Origin of the sequence: Paenibacillus sp. FSL R5-0766 (assembly GCF_037971845.1) — a bacterium.
In the GTDB taxonomy this organism is placed as follows: Bacteria; Bacillota; Bacilli; order Paenibacillales; family Paenibacillaceae; genus Paenibacillus.
Window position 1 is genome coordinate 2,348,603 of the sequence record NZ_CP150227.1, and the last position, 17,489, is coordinate 2,366,091.

Annotated in this window: 14 protein-coding genes; 10 read left to right on the forward strand and 4 right to left on the reverse strand. The window is 45.2% G+C overall.

Annotation, left to right across the window (positions count from 1 at the left end; translation table 11 throughout):
- The first annotated feature begins 81 nt into the window (after positions 1-81).
- On the forward strand, positions 82-1,383 hold the full coding sequence (locus MKY66_RS10640; protein WP_076208965.1) for an MFS transporter: 1,302 nt from the start codon (positions 82-84) through the stop codon (positions 1,381-1,383).
- Between the two features lie 159 nt (positions 1,384-1,542).
- On the opposite strand, the gene MKY66_RS10645 is transcribed toward MKY66_RS10640, so the two are convergent.
- Positions 1,543-2,856, reverse strand: a complete 1,314-nt coding sequence (locus MKY66_RS10645) for an MFS transporter (protein WP_076208964.1) — start codon at positions 2,854-2,856, stop codon at positions 1,543-1,545.
- A gap of 30 nt (positions 2,857-2,886) precedes the next feature.
- On the reverse strand, positions 2,887-3,333 hold the full coding sequence (locus MKY66_RS10650) for a MarR family transcriptional regulator (protein ID WP_256704109.1): 447 nt from the start codon (positions 3,331-3,333) through the stop codon (positions 2,887-2,889).
- 231 nt (positions 3,334-3,564) lie between these two features.
- On the opposite strand from MKY66_RS10650, the gene MKY66_RS10655 reads away from it, so the two are divergent.
- From MKY66_RS10655 to MKY66_RS10665, 3 genes are all read left to right on the forward strand, one after another.
- Positions 3,565-4,038: an RbsD/FucU domain-containing protein gene (locus MKY66_RS10655; protein WP_076208962.1), complete on the forward strand. Its 474-nt coding sequence runs from the start codon at positions 3,565-3,567 to the stop codon at positions 4,036-4,038.
- 268 nt (positions 4,039-4,306) lie between these two features.
- The gene (locus MKY66_RS10660) at positions 4,307-4,807 is read left to right on the forward strand and encodes a GNAT family N-acetyltransferase (RefSeq protein ID WP_076208961.1); all 501 of its coding nucleotides are present in this window, start codon (positions 4,307-4,309) and stop codon (positions 4,805-4,807) included.
- 77 nt (positions 4,808-4,884) lie between these two features.
- The gene (locus MKY66_RS10665; protein ID WP_256704108.1) at positions 4,885-5,505 is read left to right on the forward strand and encodes a TraX family protein; all 621 of its coding nucleotides are present in this window, start codon (positions 4,885-4,887) and stop codon (positions 5,503-5,505) included.
- An 86-nt stretch (positions 5,506-5,591) separates the two neighbouring features.
- Here MKY66_RS10665 and MKY66_RS10670 read toward each other — a convergent pair whose 3' ends face one another.
- Positions 5,592-9,299 (reverse strand): non-ribosomal peptide synthetase, encoded by a 3,708-nt coding sequence (locus MKY66_RS10670; protein WP_143760257.1) that lies wholly within the window; start codon positions 9,297-9,299, stop codon positions 5,592-5,594.
- A 46-nt stretch (positions 9,300-9,345) separates the two neighbouring features.
- Positions 9,346-11,088, reverse strand: coding sequence for a methyl-accepting chemotaxis protein (locus MKY66_RS10675; RefSeq protein WP_076209492.1), 1,743 nt, complete (start codon positions 11,086-11,088; stop codon positions 9,346-9,348).
- Positions 11,089-11,597: 509 nt separating this feature from the next.
- On the opposite strand from MKY66_RS10675, the gene rpiA reads away from it, so the two are divergent.
- From rpiA to MKY66_RS10705, 6 genes are all read left to right on the forward strand, one after another.
- The gene (gene rpiA, locus MKY66_RS10680; protein WP_076208960.1) at positions 11,598-12,269 is read left to right on the forward strand and encodes a ribose-5-phosphate isomerase RpiA; all 672 of its coding nucleotides are present in this window, start codon (positions 11,598-11,600) and stop codon (positions 12,267-12,269) included.
- 25 nt (positions 12,270-12,294) lie between these two features.
- Positions 12,295-12,894: a GNAT family protein gene (locus tag MKY66_RS10685; protein ID WP_076209491.1), complete on the forward strand. Its 600-nt coding sequence runs from the start codon at positions 12,295-12,297 to the stop codon at positions 12,892-12,894.
- A gap of 15 nt (positions 12,895-12,909) precedes the next feature.
- Positions 12,910-13,371: a MarR family transcriptional regulator gene (locus tag MKY66_RS10690; protein WP_017689273.1), complete on the forward strand. Its 462-nt coding sequence runs from the start codon at positions 12,910-12,912 to the stop codon at positions 13,369-13,371.
- Positions 13,372-13,657: 286 nt separating this feature from the next.
- Entirely contained in the window at positions 13,658-14,746 is a 1,089-nt protein-coding gene (locus MKY66_RS10695; RefSeq protein ID WP_076208959.1) for a cobalamin-dependent protein, read from the forward strand.
- 15 nt (positions 14,747-14,761) lie between these two features.
- Positions 14,762-16,471, forward strand: coding sequence for an ATP-binding protein (locus tag MKY66_RS10700; protein WP_076208958.1), 1,710 nt, complete (start codon positions 14,762-14,764; stop codon positions 16,469-16,471).
- Between the two features lie 36 nt (positions 16,472-16,507).
- Entirely contained in the window at positions 16,508-17,461 is a 954-nt protein-coding gene (locus tag MKY66_RS10705) for an alpha/beta hydrolase (RefSeq protein ID WP_076208957.1), read from the forward strand.
- Positions 17,462-17,489 lie beyond the last annotated feature (28 nt).

A 17,489-nucleotide genomic window follows, 5' to 3' on the forward strand; every position in this document is an offset into this window, starting at 1 on the left:
TGTAGCATGTCCTGAATAATCAGCCTCCGAAACAAGCACAATAATGCTGTTGCGTGTAGAACCTGTAAAGGTGGTTGTGGTATGAATGATAAAAAGTGGGACCTCGTCGCACTTGCTTCCATCCCTTTAATTATGACCTTGGGTAACTCCATGCTAATACCGATCCTGCCACAGATTGAACGTGAATTGAAGGTATCTGCATTTAAGGTCAGTATGCTTATTACAGTCTACGCTGTAGTTGCCATCCTGCTTATTCCACTCGCAGGGTATTTGTCTGATCGTTTTGGCAGAAAAGCAGTCATTATTCCCAGCCTTATCATTGCAGCTGTCGGGGGTGCTGTATCTGGTGTGGCTGCATGGATTCTGGATGGAAATGTAGCTTACTGGGCTATTTTGGGTGGCAGGTTATTGCAGGGGGTTGGAGCCGCCGGCGCATTCCCTATTGTCATTCCATTGGTTGGAGACATGTTCAATGATGAAGATCAGGTTAGCAAAAGCTTGGGAATCATTGAAACCTCAAATACGTTTGGTAAAGTGTTAAGTCCGATTTTGGGTGCAGCACTAGCTGTTTGGCTGTGGTTTTTACCATTTGTGGCTATTCCTGTATTATGTGTGATTTCGTTGATTCTAGTTATTTTCCTGGTGAAAACACCCAAGAAAAAAGAAAAGCCCCCCACCTTTACGGAATTTGTGGCTTCCATTCGGGATGTATTGAAAGAAAAAGGACGATGGTTGTACGCCTTGTTTGCAATTGGTGGAATTTGCATGTTTATTCTTTTTGGTGTGCTTTATTATCTATCCGAGACGTTGGAGAGCGAGTTCGCCATGAAAGGGGTCGTAAAAGGCCTTGTACTTGCGATTCCGTTGGCAGCCTTATGTCTTTTTTCCTTTTTCGGAGGAAAGTGGATTGGAAAGAGTAAGCCTCGCATGAAATGGCTCGGATTCGCAGGACTTGTTCTTGTAACCGTTTCGCTGGGTGTTATTGGAATTTTCGATAATATCTTCGTTGTGGTGGGATTGTTCACATTAGGAAGTGCGGGAATAGGAGCAACTTTACCGTGTCTGGATGCCCTTATTACTGAGGGAGTAGACAAGAAACAGCGTGGTACGATTACGGGTTTGTTCAGCAGCATGCGATTCATCGGTGTATCGCTTGGTCCTCCTGTTGTGTCTCTGTTGATTGGCACACAACATTTTTGGCTTTTTGGTGTGCTCGCCGCATCTGGAGCTGTAGGGGCATTGCTCACCTTATTTGCGGTCAAACCCGATAAGGGAGACCAACCTACTTCAGGAAGTGGACATAAACAGGATGAACGGCATATCGATCGGATTGAGACGAGTCGAGGTTATGCTCCTATACGGCGCAAGAAAAGTCCACTCTAGATGGATGGTATTAGCCAACAATTCATTCTTATCTTTAATTGAATACCATGGACACATAAAAAACGCGTTTACGCCTGAGAAAGTATACATCCTCGGTGTAAACGCGTTTTCTTGATCATAAGAATAAACCTTGTAATCGTGTCACTCCCATTGACGGGTTTATTTCTTATTTCTGGGATCTTGCGTATTATGTTCGGAATCCTTAGGCTGACCTGTATTTGTTGCAGGTATATGCGTATGAGCGAGCAGAGCATGAGGTTCAATGGAGAAGCTGCCGCTTCGTTTTCCCTGAATCAGATAGATAAGCAAGAACAGAATCATAAACATCACGGAATATCGATACATATCGGTATAACTGGTTATTGCCGCAATGGCGCCAAGAAGAAGGGCACCGGTTGCAATACCCAGATCCAGCGAGTTCAAAAACATACCGTTAGCCATACCTCGTTGAGTAGGAGATACAACTTGAATCATCCAGGTCTGCAGAGACGACTGCATGGAACCATAGCCAATCCCGTAGATAAAGGCAGCAATGAACAAGGTAGACATGGAGGTTGCATACGAGAGCAGAATGAGGCCAACCGCAATAAATATAGCCCCTGGAATGAGCAGGGCTTTTGGACCCTTATTGTCATAGATCCGTCCTGCAAAGGGTCTAACCAATAACACGGCGAGTGCATTGAACAAAAAGAACAGCGCAGGATTGGCCAGATTGGCTTCCTTGCCATACAGAACGATGAATCCGACAAGTCCACCATAGGTGATGGATAACAGGCAATTCAGCACGCTGGGCAGAATCAGCTTACGGTTGAAAGGTGTCTTCTGTTTTGGGTTGGACCCTGAAGCACTTGTTGTGGCTTGTGGCATGATGGTTGTACTGTTATCGGTTCTGACTGCTTTTTTGCGTGTCAGCGAATAACTCAGTGGATAGATCACAGCGAGGACACCCGCAGTACATAACATGAGGGTTACAAATCCAGCACCCTGTAGCAGAGTGACCCCAATAATTGGCCCCATAGACATAGCCAGGCTAGTCGATAGACCAAAGTAACCCATACCTTCACCCATTCGTTTGACGGGCACAATGTCCGAGGCCATCGTTGGAAAAGCGGTACTGCTCATACCAAACCCGATACCAAACAACATTCTCAGCAACAAGAGCACGGCTATACCGGCAGCAAAATAATAGCCGAGCGTTGCCAGCAGGGCTACGGACAGGCCTATATAGATCATGGCGTTACGAAGGCCCTTCTCCAGTGCTTTCGCGGAATAGAGACGGGCTGCAATGGCACTTAGTGCAAACAGACAGGTGAATAAACTTACTTCAAATGCATTGGCGTGAAATCGCTCCTGAACGTAGGACGGAAGCGGAGAGACGATCATGTGCAGTTGCAAGAACAACAAGAAGTTGCACAGCATCAGCAGAATAAAATCGGTGGTCCATAGTCTAACTTGTGTAGATTGTTCTTTCATGATGATGTATTCCCCCTGAGTTGTGATTCATTACAAGTTGCGGTTAATGAGGGAAAGAGTATGTTTAAATGCTTCCATCTGGTCTTCGGGTATACCTTCAGCAAGTTCTTTATTCATTTCTCTTTCAATCGGAACGAGGATATCGATTAACGCTTTGCCTTCCGTGGTGAGATATAACAGATAGGCTCTGCGATCCTGTTCACTGGTCCGGCGTTCTACCCAGCCTTTTTTCTCAAGCAGATCAATAATCCGCGCAGTGGTGGGTTGGTCTTTGAAGACACGTGCAGCGAGCTCCTTCTGATTCACACCTTCTCCGCGGTCAACATTAAAGAGAACAGAAAATTGCTCCGTCGTAATATCATAAGGTTTGAATCGCGTTGCAAGTAAAGCTACAGCTTTACGATGTGTGAATCCCAGCATGAATCCAACAGATTGTTCCAGTGTATAGTCCATGTGATTGCTAGACCTCGCTTCCATAATGAAATGTCCCAATCAATTACTTGTTATAACAACTATATGTTAAACAAGTATTTTTGTCAAAATGAAATATTCTCATATTGAACGTACGGGTGCGCTGTGCAATGATCCGAAAATACTGTTAGAATAGTAATGAAACCGCTTTTATGGAATTGATGTCTAGAGTGCTTGAAAAATGTAGAAAAAAAATTTGCTCTAACTAATGTTGGAGATGACCAAGGAGAGCTGTGCATGCTAAAGAATATACCCGTAATACTACCTCCAGAGTTACTCAAAATCATGTCCGAAATGGGCCATGGAGACGAGTTGGTTCTGGCGGATGGCAATTTCCCCGCAGCCAGTCATGCCAAGCGATTGGTACGCTGTGATGCACTGGGAGTCGTGGAACTGCTGGATGCCATCCTGCAATTATATCCACTGGATACCTATGCTGAGCGTCCCGCTGCTGTCATGCAGGTTGTGGAAGGAGACCAGGTGATCCCGATCATATGGGAAGACTATCGCCGGTTGATTGAAAAATATGAAGGCATAACGGATGCTTTTGATCATGAAGAGCGATTTGATTTTTATAAACGTGCTTCGAATGCCTATGTGATTGTTGCAACTGGCGAGCGAGCGCAATATGCCAATCTGATTTTGAAGAAAGGTGTCATTTTCCCCGATGCTGATCCTGGTCAGGAACAGCAGAATGCTGAATCGAACTGAATAATTACGGCGACGGAGCAGTGGATGCTCTGATCGCCTTTTTATTTTTGCCAATACGAAGTCAACATAACAAAACGTACAGAACTGGCATGGACTAGATAAGCAAGATGTAATCTGGAAGCGCGCATGAACGAATGTCAGCTCACTGCTCAGGATACTACAAACTTTGATACAGATGATGAATGGGGAAAGGGAGGGGGACTGTTTTACAATTGAAGAAATACAAACGATGAGACGATGGTCTCCATCCCAGAGGAGTTGAGTGGAAATGCAGCACCGAATCAGACAAGCGGGTCTTCCAGATTGTAACGAAGTGGGACAACTGTTCAATGAGTACAGGATGTTCTACAACCAAAATGCTGACATTGAGGCAGCACGTCAGTATATTAGAGAACGAATGGAACGCCATGAATCGGTGATTTTGGTAGCAGAGACAGATGCGGAAAGTGATCATGGGACAGATGAAAGTAAAGTTATGTCACTCTCGAATGGCCTTAATTGCACCGGATTCGTTCAGCTGTATCCCAGTTTCAGTTCGGTATCGATGGGGCCTGTATGGGTGCTTAATGATCTATATGTGCATCCGAATTATCGTCAGCAAGGCATTGCCAGGAAGCTCTTGCAAGCAGCCAAGCGATTGGCATCTGAGCGAGGGGTTCTTCGTATATCACTCTCAACTGAGTTAAGTAACAAGCAAGCGCAAGCTTTATATGAATCCGAAGGATATGCACAGGATACCAAATTCATGTATTATGAACTTAATGTATAAGAGGTTGCTCCAAAAGATGGACTATATGAATGAATGGCACACTCGTGTCGTCGGCAACAAGGGAGGGGAGTCGCAACATGATGCAGTGGATTGCCATGATCACGATGTTAATTGATCATATAGGGGCTGTCTTTTTTCCACATATTATAGAGTTGAGGATCATAGGTCGTATCGCTTTTCCAATCTATGCATTTGCAGTGTATATCGGTTATAAACATACACGAGACGTACAAAAATACATATGGCGTCTGTTCTGGATAGCAATCATATCACAGGTGCCGTTCATGGCTGCGTTTAATCATTATTCTCTGAACGTGGTATGGACATTGTGGTCAGCCCTGTTGGTATTATTCGTTATTGATAAATTGCCATCCCGCCTATTGGGGATTCCGATTGTAATTGGAGCAGGTTGGTTCATGGAAATTAGCCAAATGGATTACGGGATGTACGGGTTGGTATTGGTCCTGTTATTCCGTTATTTCCAGGGTCCTGTACTTGTCGTGGCACATGTCTTGTTAAATGCACTATATCTTCTGCTGCATAACAGCTCTGTGCAAATGTATAGTGTGCTCGCAACCGCCGGCATTGCTATTGCTCAGTATTATCAAGCGGGATTCCGTATGAAGGGGCCACGTTGGGTGTGGCGCTATTTCTATCCTGCGCATCTTGCCATTATTGCAATTATCCGATGGGTCTAAAAGAATGACCCAAAAATGCGAAGTAAAGAAGCCATCTTATCGTCAGTGAATGACGATAGATGGCTTCTCTTCGTGATAGTGTGAACTTACTCCATTGCTGTAGAAGTGCCGTTATGGTGCCGGATTGCAGACGGGAAATATCCAATCTGAACGGCGTAGTCCAACATGGCGGAGATGAAGCGATCATCTGTTCTCGCACATGAGATTCCGGCAGGTTCCACATAAGCCGTTGTGACAGGGCAAGCATAGACATATGCTGAATCCTTCGCACCGTCGCCTTCAAGCTGTGCAATAGCCAACTGAAGAGCTTCCGGCTCTTTGCTGATGCTCGCATCGAACAACCAACGTGTGTAATCCGCGAATGGTAGCGTCTCGACTTCGTAACCAGCCCGATTCACAGAACGGATCAGCTCATCATAGCGGATCGGCTCCGGATTACAGATGTGGAATACACGACCGGCGGTATCCTGACGTAAGGCCAGATGAACGATAGCTTCACTTGCATAGTTAATCGGTGTGAAATCAACCATCCAGTCTGCCGCAGGAGCCTTGCCAAGCAATAACATCGCTTTGATCATACGATAGAAGGCGTTGCTATCAATATTGGACTGGAAGCGTCCAGTCTCAGAGTGGCAAGTGAGGTTACCTGCACGATAGATGCTGACAGGTACTCCTTGCTCAGCGGCAATCATGAGCACTTTCTCGGCTTCAAGCTTGCTGTCCGAATACAGGTTGTCCACATGCAAGTCAGCCGGGAACCGATCATATTGCAGGGAAGATTCCCATTGTCCGCTGAGTGCCAGATCTTCCGGAATACCCATCGTGGATACATGGTGGAAGGAAGCACCTGGTTTGCTGCGAATCAAGTCTAGCAATGCGACCGTTCCTTCCACGTTTGTTTTGGCGAACTGATCGGCATCTCCGAAATGACGTACGTCTGCAGCGCAGTGGATAACACGGTCAATTCGATCCTGAACATAAGCCGTTTGTTCAGCGGACAGACCGAGATTAGGTCGTTCGAGATCCCCTTCAATAATCTCCACACGAGTGGAGAGCTGGTCAGTCAGTTGTTTGCCGAAATAACCTTCCAGTACGTTAGTCAAACGTTCCATTGCAGTTATTCCATTGGATGGTCGACGAACAAGGGTGTAGATTCGTGTACTGGAATTCAGAATTAACTGTTGCAGCACATGAGAGCCCAGATAACCTGTTGCTCCGGTCAGTAGCACATGCTCAGGTTCACGAATGAGCGGATACCCCAACTGGGAAGTTAGCTCCACAGGGTGTTCGGATAATTGTGTAATCATACCGTCGGTCACCACTGAATCCGTAACTTCTGCTGCACTGAGAGACAATACTTCCACACGACGAGCGAGAGCGCGGACTGTTTTCTCGGCAAAGAAGTCGGCAATTTTCAGTTGCGGATAATGTGGCTTCAGAATGACCAGTACATGAATGACCCGGAGTGAATCACCACCGATATTGAAGAAGCTGTCTTCGACACCGAAGTCATCATGCTGAAGGATTTCTTTCCATGCGTCCAGGATAATGGATTCCGTCTCCGTCTCAGGCATGACTCGGTCAGGACGATCTTCATGTCGTTCCACATGAGGCAGGGATACCATCGCTTTGCGATTGATTTTCCCAGTCGGTGCAATCGGCATTTCATCCAGCTGACAGATCCACTTCGGTACAAAATAAGAAGGGAGTTTCTCCGTCAGTTCTGCCTTGATGTCCGAAACAGAGAGGGTACTGCCATCTTTCGATGTAAAGTAACCAACCAGCATATTTTGTCCGTCGGATTCTTTCTTCGGAATGACGGCAACGTTCTGGATCTGATCAAGCCGTGCAAAGTGATCTTCAATCTCCCCAATCTCAATCCGGTGACCACGAATTTTTAGCTGAGAGTCACTGCGACCAACATATTCTAGCAACCCGGTATCCAGCAATTTGGCAATATCGCCAGATTTGTAGATTTTCTCACCTATCGCAAACGGGTTCTCAATGAATGCTTGCTCTGTACGTTCTGGCTGATTCAGATAACCTTTGGCCAGTGCAGGGGTAGCGATATATACCTCACCAGGTACACCTGCCGGACAGAGCTGTTGTTCTTCATTTACAATGTATACTTTGTAGTTATGAATCGGTTTACCGATAGGGATGTTCACCACATGTTCCGGAACCTGCTCACTGATGCGGTGAGTAGCTGTGGCTACTGTACATTCGGTAGGTCCGTACACATTAACAATATCAATCTGGTTTCCAAATTTGCGCTGGAAGGCACGAACCTGTTCACCATATAACGCTTCTCCGGCTACAGTGATGATTCTGACTTTGGCCAGCTTGTGGAAACCTTCATCGGATAAGTAGGAAGCAAGCTGATTGAAGAAAATCGTAGGCAGTATCGTAATGATGGTTGTTCCTGTCCGTTCAATCGCACTTGCGAACTCTTCAACGGATACACGTTCTTCCGCAGACAACAGATATAATTCTGCTCCATAGAACAAGGCGCCAATGGTATCCCACACGGATGCATCAAAGCTGTATGTAGCAAACTGGGTTAATACATCACCTGGTTGAATGTCACAATCACGCTGAACCACGCTGCCAAGATTGGTTACACCCCGGTGGGCAATCAGTGCACCTTTGGGTTTACCGGTCGACCCTGACGTGTAGATAATATACGCAAGATCATCCGGCTGAATATCCAGATTGGGATTACTTGCTGCAAATCCGGCCAAACGACCATCCACAGCGAGAATCTGACGGACCGTAGCTATACTGGAGAACAAGCTGGAAGCTTGGGCATAAGAAGCCTCCGTTGTCAGCACGAATGAGGACGCCGTATCTTCCACGATATAACTGTTACGTTCTTGTGGATGCTCAGGGTCGATCGGAACATATGCACCACCTGCCTTCAGAATACCAAGCAGGGAGATGATCGTCTCCAGACTTCGATCCATAAAGATACTGACAAATTCACCTTTCTGCAGTCCATTGGATAACAGAACACGTGCAACCTGATTAGCTCGTTCATTCAATTCCCTGTACGTATAACTTTTGGATGGCGATGTTATCGCCGGTGAATCCGGATATGCCGCTGCCGTTGCTTCGAACCAGCCATGAACCGTTTGGTTCTCTGGTTCGAGAACAGAAGTATCATTCATTTCACGGTAAAGCAATCGATCTGAGGCGGAAAGAATATCTACCGTACCGATTGCTTTTTCACCGTCACGCACTAGGGCGAGTAGAAGAGTCTGATAATATTCTGCATATCTCAGCACGGTAGACTCTTTCAACAGTGAACTATCATAGAACAGATCGAGGATGAGCATGTTCTGATCATCTCGAACGTTCCAGTTTAATATTTGAGGAGCTTGAGGCAACTGCACACTATTCAGCATAAAAAACGTTTCAGGGTATCCACCGTTCTGCAACGTGTATTCAATCTTGAGCTGCTCTGACACCTGATGACATAGTTGGCTGAAGGTCAATTTACCCTGAATCTGCAATGAAAGATAGGAAGCTGCCTGATCGGGGGAAAGTATACCTATGGCAAGTTCCTGTTCAGCTGACAAACGGAATAACAAGGCTGCATAAGCTGAGAGGAGTACCGGGTACACCATCTGTTCTCCATACTTCTGTTTAAGTTCACGGTTCAGAGAAGCATGTAATGTGATTTGAGCAGACTGATAAGAGAATGATTGTTGACGTCGCCCAAAATCCAGTGGAATCTGCAGAACTGGCAAGCTAGATTCCATGGAATGGGAAGAAGATGGTTGGTTTTCAATCACTTCAGTTATTCCTCCTTGGTTCAAACCGAATGTTTGTGGATTTGAATTATTGTTTGCTTACATTGAAATGAGAGATCAATTCTTGGAGTTCCTCAGACATGCTGTTAAGGCGTGTGGAGGAGTCTACCAGTGTAATCAAAGATGCTTTTTGCTCATCAACAGATGAGGAAATCTGTTCACTGCTGTCTGCTGTCTTACTTACGCTTGAAGACAAGTCGTCTGCTGTAGCGGTCATTTCCTCCGTACCCGCAGAGATTTCTTCTGTCGCGCTTGATACTTCCTGAATCTGATTAGATACTTTTTTCGCTGCTTCTAAAATATCTTCGAACAGTTGTCCTGTTTGATCGGCTACGCTGAGTCCTGTATCTACTTCTGACGTACCTTGTTCCATTGCACGTACAGCTTGTTTAATTCCAGCTTGAATCTCTTGGATCAATACGCCAACCTGGCTGGTTGCTTGTTCAGACTGCTCGGCAAGTTTGCGTACTTCACCTGCAACAACTGCAAATCCTCTTCCTTCTTCACCAACACGAGCTGCTTCAATGGATGCATTAAGAGCAAGCAAGTTGGTCTGGCTGGAGATTCCCGAGATGATATTGAGAATATCGCCGATTTCCTGCGAACGACTCTCCAGAACCTCAATGGCAGAAGCGGTATTCTTAACCGATTCCGTAATCAGATTCATCTGTTCAGATACCTGACGGACAACACTGTTACCTTGTTGCGAACGACGTTCCATTTCATAGGCTTCATCTGCTACACTTGCCGAGCTGCTGGCAATCGTCTGGATTACGGTAGCCATCTCGGACATGGCACGTGCACTATCCCGGGTTGCCTGTTCCTGTGAACGAATGTTGGAAGTAATTTGCGTCACATTATTATTAATGGAATCTGCATTCTCACTGTTGCGCTCGGAAACTTCATATAGCTCTTTGGCAGACTGATTTACTTCTTGTGATGTGATTTGCACTTTTACGATAGTATCGTTGATTTTGCGAACCATGGTGTTGAACTTCTCGTTAACGAGTCCCAGATCGTCTTTGCCTGTCGGAATGTTGACATTCAAATTACCCCGACTGACGTCATCAATTCCTTTGATCAAGTGACGGATAGGGGAAAGTGTGTTTTTAACTACAAGGTATTGGATAATCAGGAATAACAGCAAGAAGGCCACAAGGATGATAATTCCGTTTTTGAGCAAGGAGTTCAGTCCCGCGGGTACGGCTGATGCATCTGCATCAACGGCAAAATATGAAAAAATCTTTCCGTTGCTGTCTTTGATTGGATATGCAATGGTTGTCCATGTTCCGAAATCATCGGAATAAAATGTTGTAAATGTTGGGCGATCCGTATTAAGCATTTCTTTCAGTGCATTGGCTACAACGACCGGCTGCTCATACATGTCACCAATATTTACGTTCTCACTTTGAAAAGCCTCTCTTAGGTTGGTCGGCATCGCTACAAGGGAAGTTAATCTCTTGTTATCGCCACCGAGCTCAACACCGAAGATGTAGGCCTGTGCAATGTTGGGATAATATTCTTGCATCTCATCGAAATACGCTCGTAATTTCGTTTGTGTTGCTCCATCATAGCTACCTTCCGCAATAGCAGCTTGTACCTCGGCAGGATTGATATCTTCAGCCCATTTTTTGGTAATTTGTTCCACCTGTCCATGCAGCTGTTCAACAAGAACTGTTTTTTGAAAATAGTAACTGCTTGCGATAAGTGCTACCCCGATGATAACGATATTAGTAAATGAGAGTAACAAATTTTTGGAGAAAAAAGACATGCTTTTCCAACTTAATGATTTCACTAAATTCCACTCCTGATCTTCTTTAAATTAAGAAACTTTAGGTTTGCATTGGTACAGTGAACTAGATCATTCCTTGATCCCCTCCAAAGGAAATTTATGCGACCATGGTCTTGGTTTATCAGTCGCTTTCGTAGAGACTTATGTACCGTATGAACCATAGGTGTCTAATTATTAAAACACATCTATAATTAATATGTCGTATAAAATGTCGTTAAATTGAATAGTATCGTTAAAATTTTTTTAATATTTTACGTATTTATGGACATATCAGATGGTTTATAGGTATTTAGAACTGTTTATTTTTAAATTTCCCATTTTTTAGCTTCATTCTGTATTCTATAACATGGTGGGTAAAAATACATCCTTCAACAAAACAAAAATATGTTGGCAAGATGCAACAGAAGGCACGGATATACATCGGAAGCGGTTTTATCTATAATAACTACATATGCATTTCTCAAATTATGAGCAGCGGGGGTTTATAGATGAATCTTAAACAGATAGCAGCAGAGCGTGCAGCAGAATATGTTGAAGATGGAATGAAGGTTGGATTGGGTACAGGTTCAACAGCTTATTATGCCATCTGCCGGATCGGTGAGCGGGTACGTGATGGATTGAACATTCAAGCGGTTGCCACTTCAGAGGCTTCGGACAAACTTGCCCGTGAATGGGGGATTCCCATCGTCCCATTTGACCAGATTGGACGTCTGGATCTGACCATTGATGGCGCTGATGAAGTAGATCCCGAATTTAACCTGATTAAAGGGGGGGGCGGGGCTCTTTTGCGTGAGAAAATCGTGGCAGCCAATAGTGACAAATTAATTATTGTGGCGGATGGCAGCAAAGCCGTGCAAAAGTTGGGGAAATTCCCGCTTCCAGTTGAGGTGGTTCCATTTGCTTCTGAGTGGACCTTCCAGGCGCTCGAACAATTGGGGTGTAAACCACAGTGGCGGATGGATGGACAGCAACGTTATCTGACAGACAACGGAAACCTGATAGCGGATTGCCACTTGGAGGCGATTGATCACGCTGCCGATCTTAATGTTCAATTGAACATGTTACCAGGTGTTGTTGATAACGGACTATTTGTGGATATGGCGAGTACAGTCATTCTTGCCAATGCGGACGGAAGTATCGAAGAGCTTCATCGTTCTTAATATGGAAGAGGGTGCTTTTCATCGTATGAAAGAACTGCCAATCGTTGATGGTGAACTTGTACTCAGGTGTGTGGAGAAACAGGATCTGAAAGAACTCTACGAATTGATCTACAGTGATGACGTACCTGAATGGAAGCAATGGGATGCACCCTATTACCCACTTAAACACGAAAGTTTTGAAAGTTTTGAACAAGGTATGCTCAAACGTATGCACGTAGATCCAGACGATTCCAGACCCGTATCAATCCGTATTATTGAATCCGACAGACAAATTGTGGGTACAATCAGCTATTACATAGAAGATGAGTTATCCATGTGGCTGGAAATGGGGATTGTAATATACAGATCTGTCCAGTGGGGACGCGGGGTTGGCACACGCTCACTTGTCATGTGGTCAAGTCATTTGTTTGAACAGCTGCCTTTGGTTCGGGTTGGATTGACTACTTGGTCTGGTAATGAACGAATGATGCGTGCGGCTGTGAAAGCCGGATTACGGGTGGAGGGGCGAATGCGGAAGTGTCGTATCGTTCGCGGGCAGTACTATGATTCAATTCGTATGGGGATGCTCCGTGAGGAGTGGGAGCAGAAGCTGGCCCCCCATACGAGCCGAAATGTAAACAACTGATGGAGGATTATTGAAATGCTGAACACGGAGGACAACCGGGAACTGTCTTTACAATTATTCGTGGTTCTTGTTCGGGCCTACAATTCTGTGACCTCACGTTCCAATCGGGACATCCAGAGTCACGGACTGAATACGACAGAATTTGGTGTGCTTGATTTGTTATATCATAAGGGACCGCAGGCATTGCAAAAGATTGGTGAAAAGGTCTTAATGTCCAGTGGTAATATTACGTATGTTGTAGATAAGTTGCAAAATAAAAATCTGCTGTTTCGTCGACCATCCAAGGAAGATCGGCGTGTCATTTACGCTGAGTTAACTGAGGAAGGAAGAGAATTGTTCACACAGATATTTCCTCAACATCATCAGGTTATCATTGATGCTTTGGAAGGACTTGATCCTTCCGAGAAAGTGGATGCGATTAAGATGTTGAAGAAGCTGGGACTGGCGGCAGAAGGGAAAACTGACTTGCGTTCATAACGCAGGTCAGTTTTTTTGTGGAACTCGAAAAGTACAGGCATATACTGGCTGACTGGCTTGCAAGGCCCTCCATAATATAGGAAGATTGTTCTATACATCCATCGTGTGTAAAAACATGATTATCGAAAGTTCATGTATAATGGAACATAACGATTAAGAGCGGAATGGATGGATTGGAATAAGTAGAAGAACCTATCCCGATTGCAAGTTAGCTAACATCGATCTCATTCTGGATTAGCCACGAATGAAGATTGAGTGTGATGCGGGTATGAGGAGGGGGGCATCTATGAGTCATCAAGAAGCAGGAGAACGATTGCTCCAAGAATCTGCAAACTTAGCTGATAAAATAACGGAGAAACAGTATCTCAGACAACCTGATTTACTTGAGCGATTTGGCGAGAATGGAAAAATGCGAGCCAAACAGGATTCGGAGTATAGCTTGAACTACTTGGCAGAAAGTGCGCTCGTACAGAGTCCAGGTCTGTTTACTCATTATATTGCCTGGCTGAAAGTTCTACTTGAGGGTTATAAGGTATCACCAGAAGACCTTATTATTAATCTCAATCTGATCAAAGAGACATTGGAAGAAGAATTTGACCATCCGTCAAAGGCACTTCTGCTCGAGTATCTGGAGATGGGAATATATAGAACAACTCACATGGAGTCACAGGCGGGTTACATCAATGAATCCATGCCATATGGAGATGCCGCGCGATCGTACTTACAGTGTTTGCTGGAGAATAAACGGAAAGAAGCCTTTGAGATCATTGAAGCCCAGTTAGAAGCTGGGGTGACGATTCGAGATATTTATCGATATATCTTTCAGCCCACCCAATATGAAATTGGACGATTGTGGCAATGCCATCGTATCAGTGTCGGGCAAGAACACTTTTGTACGGCAGCGACCCAGTCATTTATGTCACGTCTTTATTCCCGCTGGTTGATTCATACGGGGCAGGATAAAAAACTAGTGGCTACCTGTGTAGGCAGTGAACAACATGAGATCGGGCTGCGTATGCTCACAGATGTGTTCGAGATGGAAGGTTGGGATACGCACTATCTGGGAGCCAATGTTCCCAATGGAAGTGTAATAGAGGCTATAGAGCGGCATCAGGGCGATGTTGTTGCGATTTCAGTTACGATGACGTATCACCTTCATTTGGCCAAAGAGTTGATTCATCTGATTCGTCATCATCCGGCAACGGCACATGTGAAGATTATGGTTGGGGGATATCCCTTCAATATTGATCAGGAGTTGTGGAAAACGATAGGAGCTGACGGTTATGCTCCAGGAGCCGATGAAGCGGTAGCGGTTGCAGAACAATTACTGGCTCAGCCAGCTGCATGTAATCATCTTGATATGGTTAGGGATTAGGAGAGGGATGATGTGATGTCTAATGAGAGCGGAGAGATACAGAGGCTACGCAGAACGATTGAGCAGTTATCGGATCAGATGATCCGGAGTAAAGAGCAAGAGGAACGGACACTCTCGGAATTCTCGGATATGAATAATGAACTGGTGACACTCCAGCGTCTGCTTGCGAAGAACAATAAAAGTCTTGAAGCTGCACGTCAGCAAGCAGTAGATGCGGGTGATTCAAAAAACGCATTTATTGCAGGCATCAGTCATGATTTTCGCACGCCATTAAATGGAATATTGGGGATGGCTGAGATGCTTAAGTTGTCCCCCTTGTCTGAAGAACAGGAGAATTCCGTTTCCGTTATACAAGATGCTGCCAAACTGCTGCTTAAGCTGATTCAGGATCTTCTGGATCTGTCCAAACTTGAGGCGGGTCAGATGCGACTTGAACTGGGGGAAGTGGATCTGCAAGAGACGATAAACTATATTATTCGTTTGCTCGAACCCCAAGTCAGAAAGAACGGAAATCAGTTATCGATAGACTGTGACCCCAGAATCTCTACTCTTCTTGTAGGGGATTCAACGAGGATTACACAGATACTGATCAATCTAATTCAGAATGCGAACAAATTCACATCAGAAGGTACGGTGCGGATAAGAGTCACCCTTATGAAAGATGATGAGATTACACAAATGATCCGCTTTGAAGTGGAAGACACGGGGATTGGTATCTCGGAAGAAGATCAGAGCCAGTTATTTCAACCCTACATGCAGACTGAACGAGGACGCTCAAGTGAGTATGGAGGAACGGGCCTTGGGTTATCGATCTGCATGTCGCTTGTTACACTGATGGAAGGTCAGATTGGAGTAGAAAGTCAGGAGGGCGAAGGATCAACATTCTGGTTCGAACTTACACTTGGTAAGAAAGACGGTAACCAGTCCGCTAACCCGTCTGTTGCTTCCACTCAAGAGCATCAGGGACAGAATATAGATGATGAAGCTCTTTCTGTATCTGTATTGCTGGCCGATGATAATGTCATCAACCGGCAGCTTGTTATATTGCAGCTCAAAAAACTGGGAATAACCCAAGTGGACGCTGTAGTGAATGGGGAAGAGGCAATAGCTGCCTTTCTCAGCAAAAAATACAGTTTGATTCTCATGGACTATATGATGCCATTGATGGACGGTTTGGAGGCAACACGCAAAATCCGCTCGATAGAAATGGATGAAATGCGCCATACCACACCCATTATTGCAATGACAGGTAATGTCATGCAGGAAGAGAAAGACAAGTGTATGGAAGCCGGGATGAATGACTTTATTGGCAAACCCTTCACGCTGGAAATTCTGAGTAAGATGATCCAGAAGTGGCAGCAATCCTCCGAACCGACCGAGGTACTAAATATGGGCATCGTACGTGAGATTGCGGAATTAAACACCGATGGCGATCGTACACTCCTCGGTATATTGTTGGACATGTATTGTACCGAAACACCCGGCAAGATTGAGGTGCTGCGCAGACATATTGTGTCGGGCGACCATGTTGCTGCAACCGAGGTAGCCCATGATCTGAAATCAGGGAGTCTGAGTCTGGGGATTCGTTATTTATCAACTTTGTTTGCCCGGATAGAGCAGTTCGCGAAGGAAGGTCAATCACGGAAAGCAGAACCTTTGCTGGATGCTTTGTTACCCGCCTATCAAGCAGCATGTGCGTCACTGCAACGAGTAAGTAAAGATTGAACATATTTTAATGAGGAAAGAGGGTAGGACTCGTTCATGTTATTCTACGTACTTGCAGCACTGGTACTGATCGTTCTTGCTCTTCTGTGGACAGGTGGGCTTTATTTTTTCAAAACCGCCATTCGCCGTACGCCAAAAACATTTTTGGTGGATAATCCGAATCTGATGCCTGAACCGGACAATGAAATCATTAGCAGTGCTTCTGACCTGAAGTGGCTGGATGCTCAGCCTACAGAAGAGATATCTCTTCAATCACATGATGGATTAAAACTGTATGGTACATGGCTCGGTTCCAATAAAGGGTCGGATCAGACGGTTATTCTGGCACATGGTTATTCGGGGAGAGGCAGAGAAATGGCTGGATTTGCCCGGTTTTATGCGGAAAAGCACGGTTATAACGTACTCATGCCAGATGATCGGGGTCATGGACAGAGTGAAGGTGATATCATCGGTTTTGGTTGGTTAGATCGGAAGGATTATGTCCAGTGGACCAACTGGGTGCTTGAAAAAGTGGGTACACAAGGGGAAATCCTATTGCACGGCATATCCATGGGAGGAGCAACCGTACTGATGACAGGTGGTGAAGTCCTGCCGACTCAGGTTAAAGCGATTGTCTCTGATTGTGCGTATACATCCGTGGAAGAAGAACTGACGTTCCAGTTAAAGCAATTATACAAGCTACCTGCATTTCCGTTTATACCTGTCACAAGTCTGATCTCCCGGTGGAAAGCAGGATATTCCTTCAGAGAGGCTTCGGCTCTCAAGCAACTTGCCAAAGTCAACGTTCCTGTGCTGTTCATCCACGGTGAGGCTGATACGTTTGTACCAACGGAAATGGTGTACAGGTTGTATGAAGCTTGCCCAACCAAAAAGGAATTGCTGACCGTCCCCCGTGCGGGTCATGGCACAGCGTTTCAAGTCGATCGCACCGGATACGAGGCGGCACTGGAATCCTTTATGAAAAAGAATCTGTCACCTGCTTTTAATTGATTTTTTTGTGACAATCTGGGTATTAAGT

What these genes read in the sequence shown, in the direction of transcription:
- MKY66_RS10650 (WP_256704109.1), bottom strand. Translation starts at nt 3,333, where the DNA reads ATGGAAGCGAGGTCTAGCAATCACATGGACTATACACTGGAACAATCT.
- MKY66_RS10700 (WP_076208958.1), top strand. Translation starts at nt 14,762, where the DNA reads ATGTCTAATGAGAGCGGAGAGATACAGAGGCTACGCAGAACGATTGAG.
- MKY66_RS10705 (WP_076208957.1), top strand. Translation starts at nt 16,508, where the DNA reads ATGTTATTCTACGTACTTGCAGCACTGGTACTGATCGTTCTTGCTCTT.
- MKY66_RS10645 (WP_076208964.1), bottom strand. Translation starts at nt 2,856, where the DNA reads ATGAAAGAACAATCTACACAAGTTAGACTATGGACCACCGATTTTATT.
- MKY66_RS10690 (WP_017689273.1), top strand. Translation starts at nt 12,910, where the DNA reads ATGCTGAACACGGAGGACAACCGGGAACTGTCTTTACAATTATTCGTG.
- MKY66_RS10640 (WP_076208965.1), top strand. Translation starts at nt 82, where the DNA reads ATGAATGATAAAAAGTGGGACCTCGTCGCACTTGCTTCCATCCCTTTA.
- MKY66_RS10660 (WP_076208961.1), top strand. Translation starts at nt 4,307, where the DNA reads ATGCAGCACCGAATCAGACAAGCGGGTCTTCCAGATTGTAACGAAGTG.
- MKY66_RS10695 (WP_076208959.1), top strand. Translation starts at nt 13,658, where the DNA reads ATGAGTCATCAAGAAGCAGGAGAACGATTGCTCCAAGAATCTGCAAAC.
- rpiA (WP_076208960.1), top strand. Translation starts at nt 11,598, where the DNA reads ATGAATCTTAAACAGATAGCAGCAGAGCGTGCAGCAGAATATGTTGAA.
- MKY66_RS10655 (WP_076208962.1), top strand. Translation starts at nt 3,565, where the DNA reads ATGCTAAAGAATATACCCGTAATACTACCTCCAGAGTTACTCAAAATC.
- MKY66_RS10675 (WP_076209492.1), bottom strand. Translation starts at nt 11,088, where the DNA reads ATGTCTTTTTTCTCCAAAAATTTGTTACTCTCATTTACTAATATCGTT.
- MKY66_RS10665 (WP_256704108.1), top strand. Translation starts at nt 4,885, where the DNA reads ATGATGCAGTGGATTGCCATGATCACGATGTTAATTGATCATATAGGG.
- MKY66_RS10685 (WP_076209491.1), top strand. Translation starts at nt 12,295, where the DNA reads ATGAAAGAACTGCCAATCGTTGATGGTGAACTTGTACTCAGGTGTGTG.